General features: G+C 72.1%; 23 protein-coding genes. 10 read left to right on the top strand and 13 right to left on the bottom strand.

What is annotated here, in order from left to right; translation table 11 throughout:
• Positions 1-4: 4 nt before the first annotated feature.
• A complete protein-coding gene (locus ACZ67M_RS13725) occupies positions 5-1,018 on the top strand; it encodes an ATP-binding cassette domain-containing protein (protein WP_469850970.1) in 1,014 nt (337 codons plus the stop codon).
• Entirely contained in the window at positions 1,015-1,872 is an 858-nt protein-coding gene (locus tag ACZ67M_RS13720) for an ABC transporter permease (protein ID WP_161330630.1), read from the top strand. The genes ACZ67M_RS13725 and ACZ67M_RS13720 overlap by 4 nt, the downstream gene beginning before the upstream one ends.
• A gap of 85 nt (positions 1,873-1,957) precedes the next feature.
• Here ACZ67M_RS13720 and greA read toward each other — a convergent pair whose 3' ends face one another.
• Both greA and ACZ67M_RS13710 read right to left on the bottom strand, forming a co-directional pair.
• A complete protein-coding gene (gene greA / locus ACZ67M_RS13715; RefSeq protein ID WP_122615957.1) occupies positions 1,958-2,455 on the bottom strand; it encodes a transcription elongation factor GreA in 498 nt (165 codons plus the stop codon).
• A 180-nt stretch (positions 2,456-2,635) separates the two neighbouring features.
• The gene (locus tag ACZ67M_RS13710) at positions 2,636-3,034 is read right to left on the bottom strand and encodes a DUF4307 domain-containing protein (RefSeq protein ID WP_361352401.1); all 399 of its coding nucleotides are present in this window, start codon (positions 3,032-3,034) and stop codon (positions 2,636-2,638) included.
• 125 nt (positions 3,035-3,159) lie between these two features.
• Between ACZ67M_RS13710 and mca the strand changes: the two genes are divergently transcribed.
• Both mca and ACZ67M_RS13700 read left to right on the top strand, forming a co-directional pair.
• Positions 3,160-4,041 carry a mycothiol conjugate amidase Mca gene (gene mca, locus ACZ67M_RS13705; RefSeq protein WP_469850968.1) on the top strand — a complete coding sequence of 294 codons (882 nt, stop codon included), beginning with the start codon at positions 3,160-3,162 and terminating at the stop codon, positions 4,039-4,041.
• The gene (locus ACZ67M_RS13700) at positions 4,034-4,276 is read left to right on the top strand and encodes a hypothetical protein (RefSeq protein WP_079163648.1); all 243 of its coding nucleotides are present in this window, start codon (positions 4,034-4,036) and stop codon (positions 4,274-4,276) included. The genes mca and ACZ67M_RS13700 overlap by 8 nt, the downstream gene beginning before the upstream one ends.
• 25 nt (positions 4,277-4,301) lie before the next feature.
• Here the strand turns inward: ACZ67M_RS13700 and ACZ67M_RS13695 are convergent, their stop codons facing one another.
• Both ACZ67M_RS13695 and ACZ67M_RS13690 read right to left on the bottom strand, forming a co-directional pair.
• Complete coding sequence (locus ACZ67M_RS13695; protein ID WP_385801809.1) at positions 4,302-7,511, bottom strand: tetratricopeptide repeat protein; 3,210 nt, start codon at positions 7,509-7,511, stop codon at positions 4,302-4,304.
• 202 nt (positions 7,512-7,713) lie between these two features.
• Entirely contained in the window at positions 7,714-8,199 is a 486-nt protein-coding gene (locus ACZ67M_RS13690) for a hypothetical protein (protein ID WP_469850966.1), read from the bottom strand.
• Between the two features lie 399 nt (positions 8,200-8,598).
• Between ACZ67M_RS13690 and ACZ67M_RS13685 the strand changes: the two genes are divergently transcribed.
• Positions 8,599-9,162, top strand: coding sequence for a 2'-5' RNA ligase family protein (locus ACZ67M_RS13685; RefSeq protein ID WP_469850965.1), 564 nt, complete (start codon positions 8,599-8,601; stop codon positions 9,160-9,162).
• 73 nt (positions 9,163-9,235) lie between these two features.
• Here ACZ67M_RS13685 and ACZ67M_RS13680 read toward each other — a convergent pair whose 3' ends face one another.
• Entirely contained in the window at positions 9,236-9,946 is a 711-nt protein-coding gene (locus tag ACZ67M_RS13680; RefSeq protein WP_385801815.1) for a class I SAM-dependent methyltransferase, read from the bottom strand.
• 56 nt (positions 9,947-10,002) lie between these two features.
• Positions 10,003-10,731 (bottom strand): TetR/AcrR family transcriptional regulator, encoded by a 729-nt coding sequence (locus tag ACZ67M_RS13675; protein WP_469850963.1) that lies wholly within the window; start codon positions 10,729-10,731, stop codon positions 10,003-10,005.
• Between the two features lie 90 nt (positions 10,732-10,821).
• Between ACZ67M_RS13675 and ACZ67M_RS13670 the strand changes: the two genes are divergently transcribed.
• The gene (locus ACZ67M_RS13670) at positions 10,822-11,682 is read left to right on the top strand and encodes an SDR family oxidoreductase (RefSeq protein WP_392010254.1); all 861 of its coding nucleotides are present in this window, start codon (positions 10,822-10,824) and stop codon (positions 11,680-11,682) included.
• Between the two features lie 9 nt (positions 11,683-11,691).
• Here ACZ67M_RS13670 and ACZ67M_RS13665 read toward each other — a convergent pair whose 3' ends face one another.
• Positions 11,692-12,870 (bottom strand): carboxylate-amine ligase, encoded by a 1,179-nt coding sequence (locus ACZ67M_RS13665; protein ID WP_361352372.1) that lies wholly within the window; start codon positions 12,868-12,870, stop codon positions 11,692-11,694.
• Between the two features lie 70 nt (positions 12,871-12,940).
• Here ACZ67M_RS13665 and ACZ67M_RS13660 point away from each other — a divergent pair, with 70 nt between their 5' ends.
• The 3 genes from ACZ67M_RS13660 to ACZ67M_RS13650 all read left to right on the top strand — a co-directional run bounded on the left by ACZ67M_RS13660 (position 12,941) and on the right by ACZ67M_RS13650 (position 17,832).
• Complete coding sequence (locus ACZ67M_RS13660) at positions 12,941-14,326, top strand: NAD(P)/FAD-dependent oxidoreductase (protein ID WP_469850962.1); 1,386 nt, start codon at positions 12,941-12,943, stop codon at positions 14,324-14,326.
• Positions 14,327-14,433: 107 nt separating this feature from the next.
• Positions 14,434-16,461, top strand: coding sequence for a thioredoxin domain-containing protein (locus tag ACZ67M_RS13655; protein WP_469850961.1), 2,028 nt, complete (start codon positions 14,434-14,436; stop codon positions 16,459-16,461).
• A 177-nt stretch (positions 16,462-16,638) separates the two neighbouring features.
• Positions 16,639-17,832, top strand: a complete 1,194-nt coding sequence (locus ACZ67M_RS13650; protein ID WP_469850959.1) for a glycosyltransferase — start codon at positions 16,639-16,641, stop codon at positions 17,830-17,832.
• Here ACZ67M_RS13650 and ACZ67M_RS13645 read toward each other — a convergent pair.
• Both ACZ67M_RS13645 and trhA read right to left on the bottom strand, forming a co-directional pair.
• Complete coding sequence (locus ACZ67M_RS13645) at positions 17,829-18,563, bottom strand: Mut7-C RNAse domain-containing protein (protein WP_469850957.1); 735 nt, start codon at positions 18,561-18,563, stop codon at positions 17,829-17,831. The genes ACZ67M_RS13650 and ACZ67M_RS13645 overlap by 4 nt on opposite strands.
• A gap of 29 nt (positions 18,564-18,592) precedes the next feature.
• On the bottom strand, positions 18,593-19,297 hold the full coding sequence (gene trhA / locus ACZ67M_RS13640; protein WP_161330620.1) for a PAQR family membrane homeostasis protein TrhA: 705 nt from the start codon (positions 19,295-19,297) through the stop codon (positions 18,593-18,595).
• Between the two features lie 286 nt (positions 19,298-19,583).
• Between trhA and ACZ67M_RS13635 the strand changes: the two genes are divergently transcribed.
• Positions 19,584-21,404: a phosphoenolpyruvate carboxykinase (GTP) gene (locus ACZ67M_RS13635; protein ID WP_392234609.1), complete on the top strand. Its 1,821-nt coding sequence runs from the start codon at positions 19,584-19,586 to the stop codon at positions 21,402-21,404.
• Positions 21,405-21,610: 206 nt separating this feature from the next.
• Here the strand turns inward: ACZ67M_RS13635 and ACZ67M_RS13630 are convergent, their stop codons facing one another.
• From ACZ67M_RS13630 to ACZ67M_RS13615, 4 genes are all read right to left on the bottom strand, one after another.
• Complete coding sequence (locus ACZ67M_RS13630; RefSeq protein ID WP_361352358.1) at positions 21,611-22,033, bottom strand: SCO4983 family protein; 423 nt, start codon at positions 22,031-22,033, stop codon at positions 21,611-21,613.
• 82 nt (positions 22,034-22,115) lie between these two features.
• Complete coding sequence (locus ACZ67M_RS13625) at positions 22,116-23,327, bottom strand: pyridoxal phosphate-dependent aminotransferase (protein WP_361352355.1); 1,212 nt, start codon at positions 23,325-23,327, stop codon at positions 22,116-22,118.
• Between the two features lie 83 nt (positions 23,328-23,410).
• Entirely contained in the window at positions 23,411-25,021 is a 1,611-nt protein-coding gene (locus ACZ67M_RS13620) for an N-acyl-D-amino-acid deacylase family protein (RefSeq protein WP_469850955.1), read from the bottom strand.
• Positions 25,022-25,051: 30 nt separating this feature from the next.
• Positions 25,052-26,347, bottom strand: coding sequence for an amino acid deaminase (locus ACZ67M_RS13615; protein ID WP_361352349.1), 1,296 nt, complete (start codon positions 26,345-26,347; stop codon positions 25,052-25,054).
• Positions 26,348-26,398 lie beyond the last annotated feature (51 nt).

The following is a 26,398-nucleotide window of genomic DNA, read 5'->3' as shown; positions in this document are numbered from 1 at the left end:
TCATATGCCAGGCGCCATCTATGCCGAAGGCCTGGTCAAGACTTTCGGTGACGTAAGGGCTCTGGACGGCGTCGACCTGGACGTTCCCGAGGGCACGGTCCTGGGCCTGCTCGGGCCGAACGGCGCGGGCAAGACCACCGCCGTCCGCTGCCTCACGACGCTGCTGCGCCCCGACAGCGGCAGGGCGGTCGTCGCGGGCATCGACGTGCTCAAGCGGCCCAACGACGTCCGGCGTTCCATCGGCCTCTCCGGCCAGTTCGCCGCGGTCGACGAGTACCTGACCGGCCGGGAGAACCTCCAGATGGTCGGCCAGCTCTACCAGATGCGGTCCAAGGCCGCGAAGGCAAGGGCCGTCGAGCTGCTGGAGCAGTTCCACCTCACGGACGCCGCCGACCGTCCCACGAAGACCTACTCCGGAGGCATGCGCCGCCGGCTCGACCTGGCGGCGGCCCTGGTGGTCTCCCCGCCCGTCATGTTCATGGACGAGCCGACCACCGGCCTCGACCCGCGCAACCGCCAGGAGCTGTGGGAGGTCATCAAGCAGCTGGTCTCCGGCGGTACGACCCTGCTGCTGACCACGCAGTATCTGGAGGAGGCCGACCACCTCGCGCACGACATCGCGGTGGTCGACCACGGCCGCGTCATCGCCCGCGGCACCTCCGACCAGCTCAAGGCCCGCACCGGCGGCGAGCGCGTCGAGGTGGTCGTCCACGAGCGCGACCACATGGGGACGGCCGCCGAGGTGCTCGCCGGATTCGGCAAGGGCTCGACCACCGTCGAGGAGCACACCCGCAAGCTCACCGTCCCCGTCACCGGCGGCGCGAAGCTGCTCGCCGAGGTCATCCGCGAACTCGACGTCCGGGGTATCGAGATCGACGACATCGGCCTGCGCCGCCCCACCCTCGACGATGTCTTCCTCTCCCTCACCGGCCACGTGGCCGAGGCCGAGGGCGAGGGCGACGACCAGGACCCGACGGCCGACGCCGGACACAAGGACAAGAAGGAGGCCGCCAAGTGAGCGCCGCCACCGAAGCCGCGCCGGCCGGGGCAAGCACCAACCCCGTCGGGGCGTCCATCAGGGACTCCCTGGTCATCGCCCGGAGAAACCTGATCCGGATGACCCGGATCCCGGAGATGGTCCTGTTCGGGGTCATCCAGCCGGTGATGTTCGTGGTCCTCTTCACGTACGTCTTCGGCGGCTCCCTGCAAATCGGGAACACCACCGACGCGGGCGTCTACAAGGACTTCCTGATGGCCGGCATCTTCGCGCAGACCGTCACCTTCGCCACGGCCGGATCGGCCGCGGGCATCGCCGACGACATGCAGAAGGGACTGGTCGACCGCTTCCGCTCGCTGCCGATGGCCCGCGGCGCGGTGCTCACCGGCCGCACCGTCGCCGACCTGGTGCAGACGGCGATCACCCTGCTCGTCCTCGCGATCGTCGCGCTGATCGTGGGCTGGCGCACCGGCTCAGCCGAGCCGACCAACGCCGGGCGGATCCTCGCGGGCTTCGGCCTGCTCCTGCTCCTCGGATACGCCTTCACCTGGATCGGCGCGCTGATCGGGCTCTCCGTACGCACCCCGGAGGCGGCGACCTCGGGAGGGATCATCTGGCTGTTCCCGGTGACGTTCGTGTCGAACGCCTTCGTGGACTCCAGCCAGATGACCCCCTGGCTCCGGCACATCGCCGAGTGGAACCCGTTCAGCGCCACCGTGCAGGCCTGCCGCGAGCTGTTCGGCAACCCCGGCGTCGTGCAGTCGGACGCCTGGCCCATGCAGCATCCCGTCTGGGCGTCGGTGATGTGGTCCGTCCTGATCATCGCGGTCTTCCGGACCCTGTCGGTGCGCAAGTACCGCTCGGCCGCCTCATGACGAGGAGCCCCCGGCGTCACCAGGACACCGGGGGCTCTTCCACGACAGGAGGCCGGGCACACCGGCCGGGACTTCGCCGGACGGATCAGCCGTCGTACGGCTCGGCCTTGAGGATCTTCACGGAGGCCGGCTTGCCGTTGGGCAGCTCGTACTGCGCGTCCTCGCCGACCTTGTGGCCGAGGACGCCCGAGCCCAGCGGGGACTGCGGCGAGTAGGTCTCGATGTCCGAGCTCGCGTACTCGCGCGAAGCGAGCAGGAAGGTCAGCGTGTCGTCCTCGTCACCGTCGAACGCGATCGTGACGACCATGCCGGGGGCCACCGCGCCGTTCGCGGCCGGGGCCTCGCCCACCTTGGCGCTCTCGAGCAGCTGGGTCAGCTGGCGCACGCGGAGCTCCTGCTTGCCCTGCTCCTCCTTCGCCGCGTGGTACCCGCCGTTCTCACGGAGGTCACCCTCCTCACGGGCCGCGGCGATCTTGGCAGAGATCTCGGTGCGCGCGGGACCAGTAAGGTATTCAAGCTCCTCCTTGAGCTTGTTGTACGCCTCCTGGGTCAGCCAGGTGACGTTCTCGCTGGTCTGGGTCACGGGTGCTCCTCGTTGGTACTGGGAATACAAATCAACGCCCTACCCAGAAGGATGTTCCTTCACGGAAGGGCGAAACCACGAGCCTAACAATTCAGTGGGCAAAGGGGGAGGACATAAGCCGCCAGATTCCTGTCATCGCAGGTGGGAGCCCATGGATTCGCGCTGACGTTCGCCGTCGGGTCACTCCGGGTGGCAGCCGAGCAGTTCGGCCGTCGTGCCCGCGGCCTTCGTCCGCAACGTGACGACCTTGTCGATGCGCGTGCTGTCCCCGTCGAAGCGGAAGTCGGCCCGGCCGACCTCGTCGCCGTCCTCCGCCTGGGAGCGCACCGTGCAGTAGCCGGTGACACCGGCGTCCTTGCGGACCTCCAGGTGCACCTGCACCGAGTCCTCGGCGAGCTCGAAGCCGATCAGCTCGCCACTGATCTTGTTCTGACCGACGTAGTGGTAGCCGAACCAGCCGATCACGGCGAGCAGGACGGCACCGAGCACGGCGCCGACGACCTTGAGCGTGCGGTCGGCCTGTTCGTCCGACGAACGGCCGTAGCGGCCCTCGGGCCTTCGCGTCGTGGCCGTGCTCATGATCGTCCTCTCGGCAGGAGCCGGTCTTCCCGGGCCCCGGAATTATTCGGCTCCCGATTCGGTCACTATAGAAGCCTCCGATTGCGCCGATGCACACGGGCGCCGACTGACCCGAGGATTGAGTCTTGACTGACCAGCTGCGACTGATGGCCGTCCACGCCCACCCCGACGACGAGTCGAGCAAGGGCGCGGCCACCATGGCGAAGTACGTGTCCGAGGGGGTGGACGTGCTGGTGGTGACCTGCACGGGCGGGGAACGCGGCTCCATCCTCAACCCCAAGCTCCAGGGCGACCCGTACATCGAGGAGAACATCCACGAGGTGCGCCGGAAGGAGATGGACGAGGCCCGGGAGATCCTGGGCGTCAAGCAGCAGTGGCTCGGCTTCGTCGACTCCGGCCTGCCCGAGGGCGACCCGCTGCCGCCGCTGCCGGACGGCTGCTTCGCCCTGGAGGACGTCGACAAGGCGGCCGGTGAGCTGGTGCGGAAGATCCGCGCCTTCCGGCCGCAGGTGATCACCACCTACGACGAGAACGGCGGGTACCCGCACCCCGACCACATCATGACCCACAAGATCACGATGGTGGCGTTCGAGGGCGCGGCCGACACCGAGAAGTACCCGGAGGCCGAGTACGGCACGGCGTACCAGCCGGTGAAGGTGTACTACAACCAGGGCTTCAACCGCCCCCGCACCGAGGCCCTGCACCACGCGCTGCTGGACCGCGGACTGGAGTCGCCCTACGGGGACTGGCTCAAGCGGTGGTCGGAGTTCGAGCGCAAGGAGCGCACGCTCACCACGCACGTGCCCTGCGCGGACTTCTTCGAGATCCGTGACAAGGCGCTGATCGCCCACGCCACGCAGATCGACCCCGACGGGGGCTGGTTCCGGGTGCCGATGGAGCTCCAGAGGGAGGTCTGGCCCACGGAGGAGTACGAGCTGGCGAAGTCCCTCGTCGATACCTCCCTCCCCGAGGACGACCTCTTCGCGGGCGTCCGGGACAATGCCTGACATGAGTGCAAGCGCAAGCCTGGCAATGACGCACCTCGTCACCCTCGCCGAACTCGACGAGGACAAGGTCACCCCCGGTGTCCTCGGCTTCATCGTCTTCGCGGTGATGGCCCTGGCGGTGTGGGCCCTGATGAAGTCCATGACCCGTCACATGGGCAAGGTCGACTTCAAGGAGGCCCCGGACCCCGAGACCCGGGCCGCCGGCGGCGAGCAGGCGAAGCCCGGGCAGGGCTAGCGACGGCCGGGGGCGGCACCCCCGGTCACGAGCGGGCCGTCACCGCCACCCCCATGACCTCCCGGGCCTGGCGGTTCGGGACCATGCCCAGGCGCCAGGCCTGCCAGCCGGACTCCAGCTGGACGCCGCGTTCCAGGAGCAGCTGGTAGGCGTCGACGTACTCGTCGAGCTTCGTGTCCCGCGCCGGGTGCCCGGCCCGGGACAGCTGGGCCAGCTCCTCCTGCGCCACCGCCGTGCCGACCTCCACCCCGCCCGGGGCCGCGTACGGCAGCAGCGTGCAGCGCAGGAAGCGGGCCCAGTCCTCGCCGCGCCGGTCGCCGTACGCGGCGAACAGGGCGGCCGCCTCGTCGCACAGGCCCAGTGCCTGCGGCGTACGGGCGTTGCCCGCGTCCACCACCGCCAGCTCCAGGCAGGTCCACGCCTCGCCGTGGCCGACGCCGATGCGCTGGAAGTCGGCGCGCGCGTCCACCAGGAGCTGCCGGGCGAAGCCGGAGTTGCGCAGCGAGCCGGTCTGCGCCGCGCGCTGGTCGCGGGTGACCCGAGCCGAGTGGTGCCGGGCGCAGGCCAGGCCGTACACGTCCCGCATCCGGGAGAACATGGTGCGTGAGCGTTCCAGCTCACGCACCGACTGGTCCAGGTCGCCCGTCTCCTCCAGCGCCTGGCCCACGTAGTAGACCGTCCACGCCTCGCCGCGGGCGTCCTCGTTGTCCCGGTGCCGGGCCGCCGCGCGCCGCAGCTCGTCGACCGCCTCGGAGGCCTCCCCGTCCACCAGCCGGGCCCGCGCCAGCTGGGTCAGCGCCCAGGCCTCGCCGCGGGCGTCCTGGGTCCGGCCGTACAGCTCCAGGGCCGCCCGCAGGTCCGACTCCGCGCGCGGTACGTCGCCCATGCGCAGGTGCAGCTGCCCGAGCTGGAAGTGGGCCCACGCCTGGCCGTGCAGCGACTCGCCCGCCCGGTGCAGCACCAGCGACTCGGTGAGCAGGTCCATGGCCTCCGCCAGCCGGGCCCGGTCGCGCTGCACCGCCGCCAGCGCGTGCAGCGTCCACGCCCGGTCCGTGTCCAGCTCGGGCGCGGCCTGGAGGTCGAGCGCCTCCCGCAGCTTCGCCGCCGCGTCGGTCAGGTTGCCCTGGTGGTGCAGCGTGATGCCCAGCGAGCACAGGGCACGCGCGGCGCCCGCGTCGTGGTGGGCCTCCCGGTACAGGTCGACCACGGAGGTCAGGGTGGTGCGGGCCTTGTCCAGCTCACCGAGCTGCCGGGCCGCGATGCCGGTGCGCCACTGCACCGAACGCACCAGCAGCCCCTGATCCACGGACTGCGCCAGCTCGCTGATCTCACCCAGCCGGTAGAGGTCGCCGCGCAGCAGGCAGTAGTCGCACAGCGCGCCCAGCAGGTTCAGCACCGCGCCCTGGTCGACGCCCTCCGCGTGCCTGAGCGCCGCCGTGATGAAGCTCGACTCGTCGTCCAGCCAGCGCAGCGCCTCGTCCAGGGACGTGAAGCCGTACTGCCCGAACTGGTTCGAGCGGGTCGACATGTTGCCGTCGACCAGCCGCAGCACCGAGTCGGCCAGCTCGCCGTAGTTGGCGATCAGCCGTTCCTGCGCCGCCGTCCGCTCGCCGGGCTCCTCCTCGTCGGCGAGCCGGGCGCGGGCGAAGGCGCGGACGACGTCGTGCAGCCGGTAGCGGCTGCCCCGGACGTGGTCGAGCAGGCCCGCCCGGGACAGCGCCGTCAGCTGCTTGGTCGCCTCGGTCTCGTCCGTGGCCAGCAGCGCGGCGGCGGCCGCGGCCCCCATCGAGGTGCGGCCCGCGAGCGCCAGCCGGCGCAGCAGCCGCCGGGCCGGCTCCGGCTGGTCGGTGTAGCGCAGCCACAGCGCGCGCTCGACCGGCTCCACCGGCCCGTACGCGCCCAGGTCGGCCGCCAGCGCGCGCGGCGAGCGCGGGCCGAGTGAGGACCCGGCGACCCGCAGCGCCAGCGGCAGCCCGCCGCACAGCTCCCGGATCCGGTCGCTGGAGTCGGCGTCGTACGGACCCGAGGCGTCCTGTGCGGCGGCGCCCAGCAGTTCCTCGGCGCCCGCCGCGTCCAGCGCCTCGACCGGCAGCGCGTACACGTGCGCGGGCAGGTCGGGCGGCAGGGCCAGCGGCTTCCGCGAGGTGACCAGCACCAGGCTGTCGGACCGCTCCGGCACCAGGGTGCGCACCTGCTCGGGGTCCGCGGCGTCGTCCAGGACCACGGTGACCGGTACGCCCGTCAGATGCTGGTGGTACAGCTCGCTCAGCCGCTTGACCTGCTGGTCGGCGGAGGAACGCTCGCGGAAGAGCAGTTGCTCGCGCGGCGCCCCGAGCCGGTTGAGCAGATGCAGCAGGGCGTCCCGGGTGCTGAGCGGCGCCTCGCCCCCCGCCGCGGTGCCGTCGCCGCGCAGGTCGACCAGGCAGGCCCCGCGGAAGTAGTCGCGCAGGTCGTGGACGGCGCGCACCGCGAGCGTCGTACGGCCGCTGCCGGGCGCCCCGTGCAGCACCACCACCGTCGGTTTCGTCTCGGTGCTCGCGCGGGCCGCCTGCACCCACTGCCGCAGCTGGGCCATCTCGCGCCGGCGGCCGGCGAACGCCTCGCCCGGCTCGGGCAGTTGACCGAACGACTGCTCAAGCGCGCTGCGTCCCCGGGCCGCCGCGCTCTTGTCCGCGCCCCGCAGTTTCGGGCCGGTCTTGGCCGGAGCGGTGGACGCGGCGAGCATCCGCTGCTGGTCCAGGAAGGGCCGGATGCCGCGCACCTCCAGGGCGGTGAGCCACTGAAGCCGCAACTGCTCGGGCCCGCCGGGCTGGCTGACGGCACCGGCACGGTGGTGGGCGGCCGGCAGGTGGGACCCGACCACCTTCAGCACGGTCGCCGCGGCGCCGACGACGCCGACGGCCACGCCCGCGCCCACCGCGGTGCCGGTGCCGGTGCCGAGCGCCACGTCGGCCACCACCGTGGCGACCGCCGCGACGGCGGCGACCAGCAGGGGAGTGCCGGAGCCCTCACGGGCGTACCGCTGCCGGAACGTGAGCTGGCCGGCCGCCGCCTCGTCGAGGGCCCGGGTGTAGGCGTCGTACTCCTCGGCGGACGTGCCCGCCATCGCGTCCAGTGCCGCGCGGGCCCGGGAGAGCAGCACGTTCCCGTCCGTGCGTCCGCCCGAGCGGCGCACCTCCTCCTCCACGGCCCGCCTCAGCAGCCCCTCGGCCTCTGCACGGTGACTGTCCCGCATGTCGCGCCCCCTCCGGCGGCATCCGCGTCCTCCCGGGTGCCCCGGTGGTGAACCCAGGAGCCCCAGGGGCCCTCCCGGCCCCATCCCCGGGTCCTTCCCCGGTTGTGCGTGGGTCAAGTGTGCTGCGTTGGGGAGAGCCTGGGGAGGGGGCGGTCCGGGAGCGGGCCGCCGCCCGGGTGCCGGGCGGCGGCCCCTGAGCGGATCAGGTGCCGGTGACGTTGTAGAGGAAGAGCCGCTCGCCGTACTCGTGGTGCAGCCAGATGCGGCGGTTGTCCTCCGCCCTGCGCAGGCGGAGGTTGTCGAAGTGGAAGTCCTGTCCGGTGTTCGAGCGGATGCTGATCTGCGCGCGTTCCAGGCACCAGTACTGGACGCTGCCGGAGCCGGCGAAGCGGATGTAGGCGGGCGCCAGGTCCAGGTCCTCGGTGTCGAGCTGGGGCTTGCGGGGATCGTTGTACTCGGCGTTGCGGACGGTGACGTCGGTGAAGCCCGTCTCGCCGCCGTCGTTCGCGGAGCTGCCCTCCTCGCCGAGGATGAAGCAGGTCTTGGCGCCGACGGCGAAGTCGTCGCCGCTGCCGGAGTCGAGGCAGAACTCGCGGCCGGCGATGCCGAGATAGATCCAGCTGCTGGTCTCCGCCCCGCCCACGTCGGCGGTCTCGATGCGGGCCCGGATCTGGGTGATGTCACTCATGCGTACTGCTCTTCCTGTTCGGGGGCGGGGTGCCGCCCCGGTCGTTGAGGACGGGGTGTGTCCTCGTCGGACGCCCGGTTGTGGAGGGCGTTCCGTACGGACGGTATCGCCGCAATCGCGAGGAGTAATCGGATGGCTGCGGGGCGTGATGATGTGCGGTGCCGGTGAGGTCGTACGACCGTCGTGCGCCTCCCGAGCCGTACGCGGGCGCGCGAACGGCGTTCTCGGGACGGGTCCCTGAACGCGCCGCGGTGCGCTTCCTCGTTCGAGTGAAGCGGCCCCCGTGCACCGCATCGCACCTCGCTCGGGAGGGCAGCCGGGACAGAGGTGAACCCCGCTACGACGCGGGTGGTCCTGGTCCCGGACCGGGGTCTGGCCAGAACCGCACAAGGAGCAGCGATGGCGAACGATCGGACGGTCAACGCGTTTCTGAGTCTCCGGCTCCCCCCGCTCCTGGTCGACGCCCTCGTCGCCCTTCAGGAGACGCAGCGGGAACGGGTCGATCCGCAGGACCGGGACCGGATGCACGTCACCCTGGGCTTCCTGCACGACGCCGACGCCGGCCGGCTGGCCGACGCGGCCGCGCTGTTGAGCGACGGCGACTGGGCCGCCCCGCGCGTCCGGCTGACCGGCGAGGTGCGTCACGGAAGCTGGCGGCTCCAGAAGGACCCCGCGTACCGCTACGACGCCCGCACCGTCCAGCGTCAGGAACAGGTGCGGCTGGGGATCGAGCACACGCAGGAGCTGGCCACGCTGTACGCCGGCACCGTGCGGCGTCTGGGCATCGAGGAGGGCGACTTCTGGCCGCATCTCACCTTGGGGCTCGCGAAGTACGACTTCCCGACGGAGGAGGCCGAGGCCATGGACCTGCCGTCCGTGACGGGAGCGGCCTCCGGTGTCGAACTGCAGCAGGAGATGTCCGTCACCGAGTTCAGGGTCCTCGTCGACAAGCCCCTGGTGTGAACGGCCGGGCGTACGCCCGGGCCGGCAGCGGCATGACCGGCCCTTCGGTCACCTCGTCCCGCGTCGGGAGCCGTCAGACGCGGACGTATCGCAGGAACCGCCCGGCACCGTCGTCCGCGCGGCGCAGACCGCAGCGCCGGAACAACGCGTCGGCCTGTGAGCGGGGCTGGAGGCGGAAGGGCGACCGCTGGTGAGCCAGCACCCGCTCGTCCTTCAGTACGCGGTAGTCCTTGGTGAAGCGGCCCCCGCCGTGGTCGTCGACCTTCTGGGCGTAGCGGAGTCCGTCCGGCAGGGGGCGGGTGTAGGCGCGGTGGGGTTCCTGCACGGCCAGGAGCAGCGTGCCGGAGGGGCGGAGCGCACGGGTCACGTTGGCGAGTGCTCTGAGGTTGTCGTCGTCTTCGGTGAGGTGACTGCCCAGCCAGGTGTCGTGTCCGTCGTGGACTCCGTACCACACGCCGCCGACGGAGTAGGCGGCGTCGAAGAGGGCGGGCAGGGGTTCCTCGTCGAGGATGTCTCTCTGGACCAGGTGAACCCGGTCGCCGAGTCGCGCGCGGGCCCGGTCGAGCATGCTCTCGGTGTGGTCGAGGCCCGTGATGCGTAATCCCGCGGGGCTCATGGCGAGGAGGCGCTCGCAGACCAGTCCGGTGCCGACCCCCAGCTCCAGGACGTCCCTGCCCTCGCCGATGTGGTCCAGCAGGGCTCGGGCGTAGGCGTCGTAGTCGTAGTACCCCGAGGTCATGATGGCGTCGTAGTAGGCGGCGAGCGCGGCGTAGGAGTTGGACATGTACGCGAGCGTATGGACGCCCGGAGGTGCACGCCCAGAGGGCCTCTGACGTGTGATCAGGCATGCGGAGCGCCACCGTCCGCCGCCAGGCGCGTGAGCCACTCACGCAGCAGGCGCTGCTCGGCCTCGGTCAGGACGTCCGCGTCGTCGGGGAGGGCGGCGCGCAGCGCGCGGGCCGCCGCGGCGGAGCCGGACTCCGCGGCGGGGACCGTCGGTTCGGCGTGTGTGACGGCCGCGACCATGGACTCGCGCAGGACGGTCAACAGTGCCGGGTTGCGGCGGCCCGCGGGGGTGGAGTGCCAGGTGGTGACCGCGCCCTGGCCGGTCGCCTGGATGATCTGGGCCGCCAGTTCCTCGTCGACCCGCAGCCAGCCCCCGGCCGCCAGCCGGCGCACCCGCCCGTGGAGGATCTCCAGGCCCGCGCGGTGCGCCGTGTCCGATCCCCGGCCCGAGGCCCGGTTCATCACCGCGAACAGTTCGGGGCGGGAGACCCCGAACTCGACCACCATGTCCCAGCCGCGGCGCAGCTCCTCCACCGGGTCCTGCGGGTCGGGGTCGAGCTGTGCGCGCTTCCTCTCCAGGAACTGCGCGTAGCCGTGCTCGGCGACGGCCTCGAGGAGCCCTTCCTTGTCGCCGAAGAGGCGGTAGATCGCCGGTGGCTGCATTCCGGCCGCGGCGGCGACCGCGCGGGTGCTCACCGCGTCGGGTCCGCCGTTCTCCAGCAGCTCGACGGCCGCCTCGACGATGCGGCGGCGAGGGCTGCCGGCCGAGTCACGCGTAACCATGAACCGATGGTACCGATGATCTGATTCCATTGGAATTTCCAGTGGTAACATCAAAGTGATTCCATTGGAAACGCGGGTCGGGAGAACCTCATGATCATCGTGACCGGAGCGACCGGAAAGCTCGGCCGCCGCACCGTCGAGCGCCTGCTGGAGCGCGTCCCCGCCGAGCGCGTCGGCGTCAGCGTCCGCGATCCCCGCAAGGCCCGGGACCTCGCCGACCGCGGCGTCCGCGTCCGGCAGGGGAGCTTCGACGACCCCGCCTCGCTGGTGCATGCCTTCGAGGGGGCCGAGCAGCTGCTCCTCGTCTCCCTCGACCGCACGGGCGAGGAGTGCGTCGGCGGCCACCGCACCGCCATCGACGCCGCCGTGAAGGCCGGCGTCGGCCGCGTCCTCTACACCAGCCAGATGGGCGCCGCCCACGACTCCCACTTCCAGGCCTGCCGCGACCACGCCCGGACCGAGGACCTGCTCCGCGCCACCGGTCTGCCCTGGACCGCACTGCGCAACGGCTTCTACGCGGCCAGCGCCCTGCACTTCCTGGAGGCCGCCCGGCACACCGGCGACATCGCCCTCCCCGCCGACGGCCCCGTCGCCTGGACCGGCCACGACGACCTCGCCGAAGCCACGGCGGCGATCCTCCTCGAAGAGGGTCGCTTCGAGGGCCCCACCCCACCGCTCACCGGCCCGGCGGCGCTCGACTTCGACACCGTCGCCGAGATCGCGTCCCGGGCCACCGGGCGGCCCTTCACCCGGACGGTCGTCCCCGACGACGCCTACCGCGAGCAGGCCCTGGCGCACGGCGCCCCGGCCCCGATCGCCGACCTGATGCTGAGCATCTTCACCGCGGCGCGCGACGGCGAGTTCACCGCCGTCGACCCGACGCTGGCCGAACTGACCGGGCGAGAGCCCGCCACCTTCCGCACCCAGCTGGAGCGTGCCTGGGCCGAGTAGCCCCGTGGCTCACGTGGCCGGAGCACGGGTGGCGGACTCGATCAGATGGTCCACGACGTCGGTGATCCGGTGTCGCTCCCGGTAGGCCCGCCGCTGCCGGTCGGCGCCATTCCCACCCATGTCCAGGCGGGTGCGCGCGTCCCTCAGGAGCGTCGACTCCGCCGCGTCCAAGGTGGGCAGGACCGTTTCCCAGAGCCGGTCGAGATGGGAGGCGGTGGTCTCCAGGCGGTTCGTGCGCAGGTCGAGGCTGTGGCCGGCCAGGCCGTCACGGGCCGCACGCCAGCATGCCGCCCGCAGCACCTCCGGCTCGGGACGTTGCGCCCGCTGGTCACGTCCCGGCCCGGACAGCCAGTGGACGGCCAGCCCCCTGACGGCCGCGGCGAGCAGCAGGGTGTCGTGGACGGTGTGGCAGGCGTCGGCGACGCGGATCTCGAGGGTGGGCACGTGGTGGGAGGGGCGGATGTCCCAGTACAGGCCACCGCGGTCCATCACCGATTCGGTGGCCATCAGGCTGCCGACGAGGTCCTCGAAGTGGCTGGGCGACTCGAGGTACGGGGGCGGTCCGGCCACCGGCCAGCGCCACCGGGTCAGGGTGCGCCAGCTGGCGTAGCCGGTGTCCTGGGCCTCCCAGTAGGGCGAGTTGGCGGTCAGGGCGATGAGGGCGGGCAGCCAGCAGCGCAGTTGGTTGCTCAGGCGCAGCGCGGTCGCCAGGTCGGGCACGCCGATGTGCACGTGGCAGGCGCACGCGGTCTGCTCGTGGTCCAGGGCGCGGAAGGTGGCGGAGCTCCGGGCGTAACGAGGGCCCGGGGTCAGGGGCGGCGGGGTGTGCTGGCCCAGGACGGGGGTGCCGCTGGAGACGGCGCGCAGACCGAGCCTTCTCGCCGCCTCCGCCACCGCACGGCGCGCGGCGGACAGCTGATCGCCGAGGTCGGTCAGGCTGGTGTGCGGGTCGGTGCGGATCTCGACCTGGTAGCGCGTGAGTTCGGTGGTGACCCGGTCGCCCAGTTCGGCGCCCGCCAGTGCGACGACCTTGTCGGCCTTCGCACTCAGGTGCCGGGTGACCGGGTCGACCAGCAGATACTCCTCCTCGATCCCGACGGTCAGCGGTACAGGTCCGCGCGCGGCCCGGCGGCGTGCGGCACCGGCGGTCGCCCGGGCGGTGCCCTGTGGCCACTTGTCGCTCTTCATGGTGAACAGCCTGACACGTAGAGTGAGCTGAGACTCCGTTGATCGCCCATCGACCCGTCTGGGGGAGTGCGTGCGGGAGGAAACCCAGGTACTCGTCGTCGGCGGCGGCCCCGCGGGATCCACCGCCGCCTCCTTTCTGGCCCGGCAAGGCATCGCGGTCACCCTGCTCGAGAAGGACCGGTTCCCCCGCTACCACGTCGGCGAGTCCCTTCTCCCCTCCCTGCTGCCGCTGTTGGACGCCATGGGGGCACGCGAGGCCGTCGAACGGCACGGGTTCGTCCGCAAGACCGGGGCCTTCTACGGCTGGGGCGGCCAGCAGTGGTCGCTGGGCTTCGACGAGCCCGGCCGGCCCGCCCCCTACAGCTTTCAGGTCGTCCGTTCGCAGTTCGACGAGCTGCTGCTGCGTCACGCGCAGCGGCAGGGAGCCGACGTCCGCGAGGCCACCTCCGTACGGCGCATCCACCTCACGGACGGCGCGGCGCGGGCGGCCACCTGGACCACCGGCGACGGACAACGCGGCGAGATCGTCTTCCAGCACCTCATCGACGCCTCCGGCCGCGCCGGACTACTGGCCACCCGCCACCTCGGCAGCCGCCGGTTCCACGACGTCTTCCGCAACGTGGCCGCATGGGGCTACTGGCGGGACGCCCCACCCCTTCCCGGCGCACCCCAGGGGGCGATCGGCGTCTTCTCCCTGCCGGACCACGGCTGGTTGTGGGCCATCCCGCTGCACGACGGCACCCTCAGCGTCGGCCTGGTCACCGACAAGCACTCCTTCAAGGAGTCACGACGGCACACCGGTTCCACCGAAGCGGCCTACCACCAGGCCCTCACCCAGTGCCCGCTGCTCGCCCGCGTCCTGCGCGGGGCACGCCTGGTCTCGGGCCTGAAGGTCGAAAGCGACTACTCCTACGTCGCCCAGCGCTTCAGTGGCCCCGGCTACTTCCTCGCCGGTGACGCCGCCTGCTTCCTGGACCCACTGCTGTCGACCGGGGTCCACCTGGCCATGTACAGCGCCACCCTCAGTGCCGCCTGCACCGCCGGACTGCTGCGCCAGGGCGTCGAGTCGGATGCCGCCCACACCTTCTACGACACCGCCTACCGGCACGCCTACGAACGCCTCCTCATCCTGGTCAGCGCCTTCTACCGCATCCACGACGGCCGCAACTCGTACTTCCGCCGGGCACAGACCCTCAGCCACCGCGACCAGGACCGACTGCGGCTGCACGAGTCCTTCCTGAACATCATCACCGGCCTCGACGACCTGCACGACGCACAGCAGGACGCCGCCTCCCTGCTACAGCGGCGACTCGCCCGGCCGCGCACCGGACGGCAGCACGGACTGGGCGGCCACGGCACCAGCGACATGGTGCCCCTGCCCACCACCGCCGACCGCGCCGCGGGAGGCCTCTACCTGACCCTCGACCCCCACCCCCGACTCCTGTCCGCGCCCTGACCGCAACGTGCCGGCCCGCTCGTGGCCGGCACGACCGAACGGTTCCGTCCGCGGAAGTCGATCTCGCGTCCTGGGCCGGACTCCCCGATCATGCGACGATGACGGGTATGAATCGCCTGGCTGATTCCCAGTCGCCCTATCTGCTCCAGCACGCCGACAACCCGGTGGACTGGTGGCCATGGGGAGAGGAGGCGATGGCGGAGGCGAGACGGCGGGACGTGCCGGTGCTGCTGAGCGTCGGCTACTCCGCGTGCCACTGGTGCCACGTGATGGCGCACGAGTCCTTCGAGGACGAGGCCACCGCCACATACCTCAACTCGCACTTCGTGAGCGTCAAGGTCGATCGCGAGGAGCGGCCCGACGTGGACGCCGTCTACATGGAGGCCGTGCAGGCGGCGACCGGGCAGGGCGGCTGGCCCATGACCGTCTTCCTCACGCCGGACGCGGAGCCCTTCTACTTCGGCACCTACTTCCCGCCCGAGCCCCGGCACGGCATGCCGTCCTTCCGTCAGGTGCTCCAGGGCGTCCAGCAGGCCTGGGCGGAGCGGCGGGACGAGGTCACCGAGGTCGCCGGGAAGATCGTGCGCGACCTCGCCGGGCGGGACATCTCCTACGGCGACGCGCAGGCGCCCGGCGAGGAGCAGCTCGGGCAGGCGCTGCTCGGGCTGACCCGGGAGTACGACGAGCAGCGCGGCGGCTTCGGCGGGGCGCCGAAGTTCCCGCCGTCCATGGCCGTCGAGTTCCTGCTGCGCCACCACGCCCGCTCCGGCGCCGAGGGCGCGTTGCAGATGGCGCGGGACACCTGCGAGCGGATGGCCCGCGGCGGCATCTACGACCAGCTGGGCGGCGGCTTCGCCCGCTACTCCGTGGACCGCGAGTGGGTCGTGCCGCACTTCGAGAAGATGCTCTACGACAACGCGCTGCTGTGCCGCGTGTACGCCCACCTCTGGCGTGCCACCGGCTCGGACCTCGCCCGCCGCGTCGCCCTGGAGACCGCGGACTTCATGGTGCGCGAACTGCGCACCGCCGAGGGGGGTTTCGCCTCGGCGCTCGACGCCGACAGCGACGACGGCACGGGCCGGCACGTCGAGGGCGCGTACTACGTGTGGACGCCCGCGCAGCTCACCGAGGTGCTCGGTGCCGAGGACGCCGGACTCGCCGCCCAGTACTTCGGCGTGACCGAGGAGGGCACCTTCGAGCACGGCGCGTCCGTGCTGCAACTGCCGCAGCAGGAGGGCGTCTTTGACGCCGCGCGGATCGCCTCGGTGCGGGAGCGGCTGCTGGCCGCGCGGGACGGCCGGTCCGCCCCCGGCCGGGACGACAAGGTGGTCGCCGCCTGGAACGGCCTCGCGATCGCCGCGCTCGCGGAGACCGGCGCCTACTTCGAGCGCCCCGACCTGGTGGAGGCCGCCGTCGCCGCCGCCGACCTGCTGGTCCGGCTGCACCTCGACGAGCAGGTCAGGCTCACCCGCACCAGCAAGGACGGCCGGGCCGGTGCCAACGCCGGGGTGCTGGAGGACTACGCCGACGTGGCGGAGGGCTTCCTCGCGCTGGCCTCGGTCACCGGGGAGGGCGTCTGGCTGGACTTCGCCGGGTTCCTGCTCGACCACGTCCTCACCCGCTTCACCGACGCCTCCGGCTCGCTGTACGACACGGCGTCCGACGCGGAGCACCTGATCCGCCGCCCGCAGGACCCCACCGACAACGCGACGCCGTCGGGCTGGAGCGCAGCCGCGAACGCCCTGCTCTCCTACGCCGCCCACACCGGTTCCGAGCCGCACCGCACCGCCGCCGAGCACGCCCTCGGCGTGGTGAAGGCGCTCGGCCCGCGGGTCCCGCGCTTCATCGGCTGGGGCCTGGCCGCAGCCGAGGCGCTGCTCGACGGGCCGCGCGAGGTCGCCGTCGTCGGACCGGACGCCGCCGACGCCGCCGCGCGCGGACTGCACCGGACGGCGCTGCTGGGGACGGCGCCGGGAGCGGTCGTCGCCTTCGGCGCGGAGGGCAGTGACGAGTTCCCGCTGCTGGCCGACCGGCCGCTGGTCGGCGGGGCGGCGGCCGCGTACGTCTGCCGGAACTTCACCTGTGACGCGCCGACGACCGATCCGGAGCGGCTGCGGGCCGCGTTGAACGGCTGAGGCGGCTCGTACGGGGGTAGACGAAGGGTGGCGGGCGGACGCGTCCGGGCCCGCGGCGGGGCGGGCCGATCCGCCCGGCGTCGCGTCCGCCATGAACCTTTCGGCTCCGGCCGCCGTCTTCGGCATCGGTGCGGACCGCATCGAGATCCGCCGAACCCAGCCCTCCGGAGCCGCCCGATGAGCCACGAGTCCACCGTCCCCGGCGCGTTGGGCCGTCCGGCCGTACGTCCCTCCGAGCCGCCCGCGGTGCCGCCCGAGCCGGCCGCCGTCACCATCGTCGTACCGACCTTCAACGAGTCGGGGAACATACGGCAGCTGCTGCGGCGGACGGCCGAGTCGGTGCCGGCCCGGCTGCCCTGCGAGGTCGTCTTCGTGGACGACTCCACCGACGACACCCCGGACGTGATCCGCGCGGCGGCGCCGGACTGCCCCTTCCCGGTCACCGTGCTGCACCGGGACGAGCCGGCCGGCGGGCTGGGCGGCGCCGTCGTCGAGGGCATGCGGGCGGCCGGGGCGGACTGGATCGTCGTCATGGACGGCGACTGCCAGCACCCGCCCTCGCTCGTGCCGGAACTGGTCGCCACCGGCGAGCGGACGAAGGCCGGGCTCGTCGTCGCCTCCCGCTACACGCCGGGCGGCAGCCGCGCGGGCCTGGCCGGCGGCTACCGGGTGGCGGTCTCACGGGCGGCGACCTGGCTGACCAAGGCGCTCTTCCCGCGCCGGCTGCGCGGCATCAGCGACCCGATGAGCGGCTTCTTCGCGATCCGCCGCGCCGAGGTCACCGTGGACGCGCTCAAGCCGCTCGGGTACAAGATCCTGTTGGAACTGGCCGTCCGCGACCGCCCCGGTACGGTCGCCGAGGTGCCGTTCGTCTTCGAGGAGCGGTTCGCCGGGGAGTCCAAGTCCACCGCGCGGGAAGGGCTGCGCTTCCTGCGCCACCTGGTCGGGCTGCGCACCGTCGCGCCGATGGCCCGCATGATCGTGTTCGGGCTGATCGGGCTGAGCGGCTTCGTGCCCAACCTGGCCGCCCTGTGGGCGCTGACGTCGGCCGGGCTGCACTACCTGCCGGCCGAGATCGTCGCCAACCAGTTCGGCGTGGCCTGGAACTTCCTGCTGCTGGAGCGGCTGCTCTTCCACGACCGGCGAGCGCACCGGCACTGGGCCGACCGCACCCTGCGCTTCACCCTGATCGCCAACGCCGACCTGGTGCTGCGCATCCCGCTGATCGCCCTGCTCGTCGGCCAGTTCGGCCTCGCCGTACTGCCGGCCACCGCCCTGGCCCTGGTCATCACCTTCGTCCTGCGCTTCGCCGGCACGGAGGCGCTGGTCTACCTCCCGCGAAGGCGCCGCGGCGACCGGCGTCCTCGCTAGGCCCCGTCCCGCCCGGCGTCCGCGAGGGCCCGTGCCACGATCGCCTCCAGCTGGTCGTGGTGGGCGCCCTTCCAGTACGCGCGGCCGCAGTCGCCGCACCGGGCGAACACGTCGTACGACCGCTCGGTGCCGCCCTTGAGCTGGTCGGCCACCTCGGCCTTGGTGGCCGGCGCCAGGGGGCCGTTGCACGCGGTGCACCGGGTCCACGGGCGCAGCTCGGGCCGGAACCGGGTCAGGACCTCACGGAGCTGTTCCTCGGGGCGGGTGCTGTAGACGTAGGCCCCGGCCCACAGCTCGCGGCGGCGCAGCAGGCCCCGGTCGCGGCTGAGCATGACCCGCCGCTCGGCCGCCGAGAGGGAGGCGAGGGCCGGGTCGCCGAGGTCCGCCGACTGGTACGCCGTGTCCACGCCGAGCAGCCGCAGCCGGCGGGCGAGCGTGCCGAGGTGGACGTCGAGCAGGAAGCGCAGGGGAGCGCCGGGTACCTCCTGGGGGTGCGCGACGGCCCGTACGCGCACCGACTCGCCGCCCGCGGGGACGTGTCCGGGCGGGACCTCGCGGCCGTCGACGAGGAGGGCGCCGACCTCGGTCAGCGGGACGCCGAGGGACTCGACGACGTGCCCGAGGGTGGAGACGCCGTCGGCGGTGGCGCGGGCGACGCCGGTGGGGCGGGCGCGCGGTACGAACAGGTGCAGTTCGGGAGGGAACTCGACGTGGATCTCGGGACCGTTCACCCGGTGGCCTTCCTCGTGCCGCCGGCCGCCTAGTAGGCGACCAGCGAGATCCCCACGTAGTGGGCGATGAACGCGGCCAGGGTGAACGAGTGGAAGACCTCGTGGAAGCCGAACCAGCGGGGGGACGGGTTGGGGCGCTTGAGGCCGTAGATCACGCCGCCGGCGCTGTAGAGCAGGCCGCCCGCGATCACCAGGACGAGGACGGCGATGCCGCCGGCCCGCATGAACTCGGGCAGGTAGAAGACGGCCGCCCAGCCCATGGCGAGGTAGCACGGGGTGTAGAGCCAGCGTGGGGCGCCGACCCAGAAGACGCGGAAGACGATGCCCGCGGCCGCGGCGGCCCAGATGCCCCAGAGCAGCCACTCGCCCTGGGCGCCGGGCAGCAGCAGCATCGTGAGCGGGGTGTACGTGCCCGCGATGATCAGGAAGATGTTGGCGTGGTCCAGGCGCCGCAGCACGCCGTCCATGCGGGGGCTCCAGTTGCCCCGGTGGTAGAGCGCGCTGACGCCGAAGAGCAGACAGGCCGTCAGGATGTAGATCCCGCAGGCGACACGGGCCTGGGTCGACTCGGCGAGGGCGGTGAGCACGAGGCCCGCGACCAGCACGGCGGGGAACATGGCCAGGTGCAGCCAGCCGCGCAGCTTGGGCTTGACCGGATGCGGCAGGGAGATCGCCACAGGGCCGCGGCCGTCGGCCGGCGTGTCCCTGGGCTCGTCGGGGACGGACGCAGTCATGAGCGCATCGTACCTACGGTTCCGTAAGTTACGTATCAGTACGGACGTATGACGAACGGCGAGTGGCCATCGTCTCACGGGCCTCCCTGCCCCGCATCCCCGCCGCGTGCACGTGGCGATCCTCACTCCGCTCAAGTGTGACGCCCTCTGGACAGATGGGCGCTCGCGTCGGATGATCAAATGAGTGCGGTCGACACCGGATGAGCGCCCACGAGGTCAACGTCACGCGTCCGGGTCGCAGCCCCCAAGGGGCCTCCAACCACAAACCCCTCAACTAGGAGCAATCGTGGCGCGCGACATCGCTGCTCCCCCCGTCCCCACCAACCACCAGGAGCTGATCTCGTGGGTGAACGAGATCGCCGAACTGACCCAGCCGGACGACGTGGTCTGGTGTGACGGATCCGAGGCCGAGTACGAGCGCCTGTGCGGGGAGCTCGTGGCGAAGGGCACCTTCCGCAAACTCGACCCCATCAAGCGGCCGAACTCCTACTACGCCGCCTCCGACCCCTCCGACGTCGCGCGCGTCGAGGACCGGACCTTCATCTGCTCCGCCAAGGAGGAGGACGCCGGCCCCACCAACCACTGGAAGGACCCCGCCGAGATGCGGGAGATCTTCAGCGGTGAGAAGGGGCTGTTCCGCGGCTCGATGCGCGGCCGCACCATGTACGTCGTGCCCTTCTGCATGGGCCCCCTCGGCTCCCCGCTCTCCGCGCTCGGCGTGGAGATCACCGACTCCGCGTACGTCGCGGCCTCCATGCGCACCATGACCCGCATGGGACAGCCGGTCCTGGACGAACTGGGCGCGGAGGGCTTCTTCGTCAAGGCCGTGCACACCCTGGGCGCCCCCCTGGCCGAGGGCGAGAAGGACGTGCCCTGGCCCTGCAACAGCACCAAGTACATCTCGCACTTCCCCGAGGACCGCGAGATCTGGTCCTACGGCTCCGGCTACGGCGGCAACGCCCTGCTCGGCAAGAAGTGCTACGCCCTGCGCATCGCCTCCGTCATGGCCCGCGACGAGGGCTGGCTGGCCGAGCACATGCTGGTGCTGAAGCTGACCCCGCCCACCGGCGAGCCCAAGTACGTCGCCGCCGCCTTCCCGTCCGCCTGCGGCAAGACCAACCTCGCCATGCTGGAGCCCACGATCTCCGGCTGGACGGTCGAGACGATCGGCGACGACATCGCCTGGATGCGCTTCGGCGAGGACGGCCGCCTGTACGCCATCAACCCCGAGGCCGGCTTCTTCGGCGTCGCACCCGGCACGGGTGAGCACACCAACGCCAACGCGATGAAGACCCTGTGGGGCAACTCCGTCTTCACCAACGTCGCGCTCACCGACGACGGCGACGTCTGGTGGGAGGGCATGACCGAGGAGACGCCCGCCCACCTGACGGACTGGAAGGGCAACGACTGGACGCCCGAGTCGGGCACCCCGGCCGCGCACCCCAACGCCCGCTTCACCACCCCCGCCGCGCAGTGCCCGATCATCGCGCCGGAGTGGGAGGACCCCAGGGGCGTGCCGATCTCGGCGATCCTCTTCGGCGGGCGCCGCGCCACCGCCGTACCGCTGGTGACCGAGTCCTTCGACTGGAACCACGGCGTCTTCCTCGGCGCCAACGTGGCCTCCGAGAAGACCGCCGCCGCCGAGGGCAAGGTCGGCGAGCTGCGCCGCGACCCCTTCGCCATGCTGCCGTTCTGCGGCTACAACATGGGCGACTACATGGGGCACTGGATCGACGTGGCCAAGGACAAGGACCAGTCCAAGCTGCCGAAGATCTACTACGTCAACTGGTTCCGCAAGGACGACGAGGGCCGGTTCGTCTGGCCCGGCTTCGGTGAGAACGGCCGCGTCCTGAAGTGGATCGTGGAGCGTCTGGAGGGCCGCGCGGAGGGCGTCGAGACGCCGATCGGCGTGCTGCCGGCCAAGGGCTCCCTCGACACCGAGGGCCTCGACCTCCCCGACGCCGACCTGGAGTTCCTGCTCAGCGTCGACAAGGAGGTGTGGCGCGAGGAGGCGGCGCTGGTGCCCGAGCACCTCAACACCTTCGGCGACCACACGCCCACCGAGCTGTGGGACCAGTACCGGGCCCTGGTGCAGCGCCTGGGCTGATCTTCCGCCTCTTCTGCTTCGCGGCCGGTTCGGCTAGCCCTGACCAGTGAAGTCGTCACGAAAGCCGGCCGCGATGGGGTTCTGCCCGCTCCTGTAGCTCGATGTCCTGGAGCCGGGCGGACACCCCGCTCGGGCCGGGTCCCCGCACAATGGCGTGCGATGGACCCGGCCCTTCGGCGTACGAGGGCTCCGTCCATCGGCGTACGTCACGAGGCCGACGCGTACCGCGGGGCGAGGGCGGCGGCGTGTACGTCCATGCGCTCGGCGGTCAGGATCGCGGCCGCCGTGTCGGCGCGGGAGGCCGCCACCACCAGGGCACGGCCCGCCAGCGTGTGCGCGCGGCGGTGCAGGGCCGGCGGGTGCGGCTCGGGGTGGGCGGCGGTCACCGGCACGCGGACCGGCGCCCGGCCGCCGCGCAGCCGGGCCACCTGCCCGGCGAGCCGCTCGGCCGCGGCGTCCAGGTCGGCGTCGGGGGTCAGCGCGCGCAGCTCGTCCGTGACGGCGAGCAGGGCCGCGAGATGGCCGGCGAGCTGGATGTCCAGCTCTTCCTCCCGGGACCGGTGCGGGAAGTCGGAGGTGGTGCCGGCCGCCGTGCTGTGGACCGACTTGCTGCGGATCGCTTCGTACATGGGACGGCCTCCTGTTTGCTCCAGGAAGCCATCCTACATTGGAACCAATCTAAAGTTGAGAGAGTTCAGGATCTGGCTGGGCTCAGGGCTGGCTGTAGCCCTCCAGGAAGTTGCCGATCCGGTCCACGGCCTCGCGCAGGTCGCCGGCCGTGGGCAGCGTCACCACCCGGAAGTGGTCCGGCTCGGGCCAGTTGAAGCCGGTGCCCTGGACGACCATGATCTTCTCCTGCCGCAGCAGGTCCAGGACCATCCGCCGGTCGTCCTTGATCTTGAAGACCTTGGGGTCGAGCCGCGGGAAGAGGTACAGCGCGCCCTTCGGCTTCACGCAGGTCACGCCGGGAATGCTGGTCAGCGCCGCGTGCGCCGCGTCCCGCTGCTCACGCAGCCGCCCGCCCGGCAGCACCAGCTCGTTGATGGTCTGCCGCCCGCTGAGCGCCGCGACCACGCCGTGCTGCCCCGGCATGTTGGCGCACAGCCGCATGTTCGCCAGCACCGTCAGGCCCTCGATGTAGGACTCGGCGTGCGCGCGCGGACCGGAGATCGACATCCAGCCGACCCGGTAGCCGGCCACCCGGTACGCCTTCGACATGCCGTTGAAGGTGAGGGTCAGCAGGTCGGGGGCGATCGCCGCGGTCGGCGTGTGCGTGGCCTCGTCGTACAGGATCTTGTCGTAGATCTCGTCGGAGCAGATCAGCAGGTTGTGCCGGCGCGCGATGTCGGTCAGGCCCCGCAGCACCGCCTCGTCGTAGACCGCGCCCGTCGGGTTGTTCGGGTTGATGATCACGAGCGCCTTGGTGCGGTCGGTGATCTTCCGTTCCACGTCGGCGAGGTCCGGCATCCAGTCGGACTGCTCGTCGCAGCGGTAGTGGACCGCCGTGCCGCCGGAGAGCGAGACGGCGGCCGTCCACAGGGGGTAGTCGGGCGCCGGGACGAGGACCTCGTCGCCGTCGTCGAGCAGCCCCTGCATCGCCATCACGATCAGCTCGGAGACGCCGTTGCCGATGAAGACGTGCTCGACGTCCGTCTCGATGCCGAGGGTCTGGTTGTGCATGACGACCGCGCGGCGGGCGGCCAGCAGACCCTTCGCGTCGCCGTAGCCGTGCGCCGTCGAGACGTTGCGGAGGATGTCCTCCAGGATCTCGGGCGGGCACTCGAAACCGAAGGCCGCCGGGTTGCCCGTGTTCAGCTTGAGAATGCGGTGCCCGGCCGCTTCCAGCCGCATCGCCTCCTCGAGCACCGGGCCCCGGATCTCGTAACAGACGTTGGCGAGCTTGGTCGACTGGATCACCTGCATGTCCGTGAGCTTACGACCCGGTTACGTTCCATGGGTCGTGTTATCCGCCACTTGAGACGGTCGGTATGGGCGGGTTTGGTCACTCACCGGGAACTCCGCCGCACCGAGCGCCCCGCCAGCACGTCCGTACGCCGGCCGTCCGCCATCACGAACCGTCCGTCGACCAGCACGTACGGGATGCCGGTCGGCAGTACGCGCGGGTTCTCGTAGGTGCTGCCCGCCGCGACGGTCGCCGGGTCGAAGAGCACCAGGTCCGCGCGGTACCCCTCGCGGACCAGGCCCCGGTCCGGCAGCCGCAGCCGGGCGGCCGGGCGCGAGGTCAGGTGGGCGACGCACTCCTCCAGGGACAGCACGCCCAGCTCGCGCACGTAGTGGCCGAGGTAGTGCGGGAAGGTGCCGTAGGCGCGCGGGTGGGGCTTGGTGCCCTGGAGGATGCCGTCCGAGCCGCCGGTGTGGACGCGGTGCCGCATGATCGCGCGCACGTTCTCCTCGTGACCGACGTGCTGGAGGATGGTCGGGGCCAGCCGGTCGGCCAGCAGCAGGTTCCTGGCGACCGTCCACGGGGCCTCGCCGCGCGCGGTGGCCGACTCCATGACCGTGCGGCCGACGTACTCACCGAGCGCCGGGTCGCCGGTGCCGGAGATCTCGATCCTGTCCCACTCGATGGGCACGCCGTGGCAGCCGTCGGCGCCGATCTCCTCCATGTGGTGCCGGATGCGTTCGGCGGTGTCGTCGTCCGACAGCCGCTTCATGATCTGCTCCGGGCCGCCCTCGCTCGCCCAGCTCGGCAGCATCGCCACGAGGGTGGTGCAGCCGGGGGTGTAGGGGTACGTGTCGAGCGTGATGTCGGCGCCGGCGGCCAGCGCCTCGTCGAGCAGCGTCAGCAGCTCGGGGGCCTTGCCCTTGTTGACGCCGAAGTTCATGGTGGCGTGCGCCAGGTGCAGCGGGCAGTCCGCCTCCCGGGTCAGCTCCACCATCTCCTCGTACGCCTGGAGCGCCCCGGCCCCGTACGAGCGGTGGTGCGGGCAGTAGTAGCCGCCGTACGACGCCACCACCCGGCACAGCTCGGTCAGCTCCGCGTCCTTCGCGTACATGCCCGGCGTGTACGTCAGCCCGGACGACATGCCGACCGCGCCCTGCTCCATGCCCTCGGCGACCAGCCGCCGCATGTGCTCCAGCTCGGCGTCGGTCGCGTCCCGGTCGTCCCAGCCCACCGCGAGGGCGCGGACCGTGCCCTGCGGGATCAGGTACGCCGCGTTCACCGCGATGCCCCGGTCGAGCCGGTCCAGGTACTCGCCCACCGACCGCCAGTCGAAGTCGATGTCGTCGCCGGGGCCGTTCCACCCGGCGATCGCGCGGCGCACCTCGCCGAGGGTGCGGTCGTCGACCGGCGCGTACGAGAGCCCGTCCTGGCCGATGACCTCAAGGGTGACGCCCTGCGCGGCCTTGGCGCTGTGGTCGGGGTCCCGCAGCAGCGCCAGGTCGCTGTGGGCGTGCATGTCGATGAAGCCGGGGGAGAGGACCAGGCCCTCGGCGTCCAGCTCGCGGCGCGCCTCGGGGCGCTGGCAGCCCGCGGCCGCCGCCTCCTTGACGATCGAGACGATGCGGCCGCCGTCGACCACGACGTCGGCGCGGTAGGAGGCGGCGCCGGAGCCGTCCACGACCTCCGCGTCCCGGATGACCAGCTCTTCCATGTCCCGGTCCCTTCCTGAAAGAACGTGCTTCTAGAAGAACGTGCGGATGTACTCGACGACCGTCCCGTCCGCCTCGGCGACCGGGATGAGCTGCCACTTGTCGAACGACGTGCAGGGGTGGGACAGACCCAGGCCCAGCCAGTCCCCGACCGCCAGCTCCGCCTCCGGGGCGGTGCGCAGCCACGCGTGCTGGTCGGACAGGCCGGTGACCGTGATGCCGGCGGCCGGGCGCTCGGGCCCGCCGTCCGCGGGGCGTACCACCTGGGCGAACGGCAGGTCGAGGTCGTACGCCGCGTCCCGCTTGCCCGCGTTGGCGAAGGCCTGCTCGGGGGAGGGGCGGGAGACCACCTGGGTCCACAGCCGGAACGCGGGCTCCAGGGCGCCCTCGGCGGGCACGCGGTTGAAGGGGGTCACCTCCCGGTAGTGCCCGTCGTCGTGGGAGACGTAGGCGCCCGAGCGCAGGAGCTTCAGTACGGGCAGGGACAGGCCGGGGACCTCGGCGAACACGTCGGCCACCGCGTCGAACCAGGCGCTGCCGCCCGCGCTCAGCACGATCTCGTCCAGGCCGCCCGCGCCGAACCGTCCGGCCTTGTCGAACTCCGCCGCCAGCGCGACCAGCCGCCGCAGCCAGGCGTGCACGCGCTCCGGGTCGGCGTCGGGCACCTCGCCCTCGTACCCGGCTACCCCCGCGAGCCGGAGGGTCCGGGTGGCGGCCACCGCGTCGGCGACGGCCGCGCAGTCCGCCTCGGTGCGGGCCCCGGTCCGGGCCCCCTCACCGGCGGCCAGCTCGACCACGACGTCCACCGGCCGGGCGGCCCCCGCACCGGTGAGCGCCGCGTCCATCAGCTCGACGCCGCGCACGGAGTCGACGTAGCAGACGAAGCGGAAGTCCGGGTCGGCGTCCAGTTCGGCGGCGATCCAGCGCAGGGCGGCGGCGTCGACCAGCTCGTTGGCGAGGAAGATCCGCCCGATGCCGAAGGCACGCGCCACCCGCACCTGGTGCGGCACGGCCAGGGTGATGCCCCAGGCGCCGTGCTCGATCTGGCGGTGGAAGAGCTGCGGGGCCATGGAGGTCTTGCCGTGCGGCGCGAAGGCGAGGCCGTGCCGGGCCGCGTACGTCTCCATCAGCGCGAGGTTGTGCTCCAGGCGCTCGGCGGACAGGGCCAGCACGGGGGTGGCGAAGCCGTCGGTGAAGAGGTTCCGGCGCCGGCCCGCCAGCTCCGCGACGGTCAGGCCGTCGGCGTCCGGCGGAAGGCCCTTGAAGCGGTGGTCGACGTGCTCCTCGGCCAGACGGGCGAGGGCATCGGTGCCGGTGTCGAGGGCCATGGAGCCTCCATGAGTTGCAGTGTTGCATTGTGTGCAACGGTCATTGCGTAT

Source organism: Streptomyces sp. NPDC107500, from assembly GCF_055582785.1.
The sequence above is the reverse complement of the archived record's forward strand: the minus strand, read 5'-3'. Positions and strand labels throughout refer to the sequence as shown.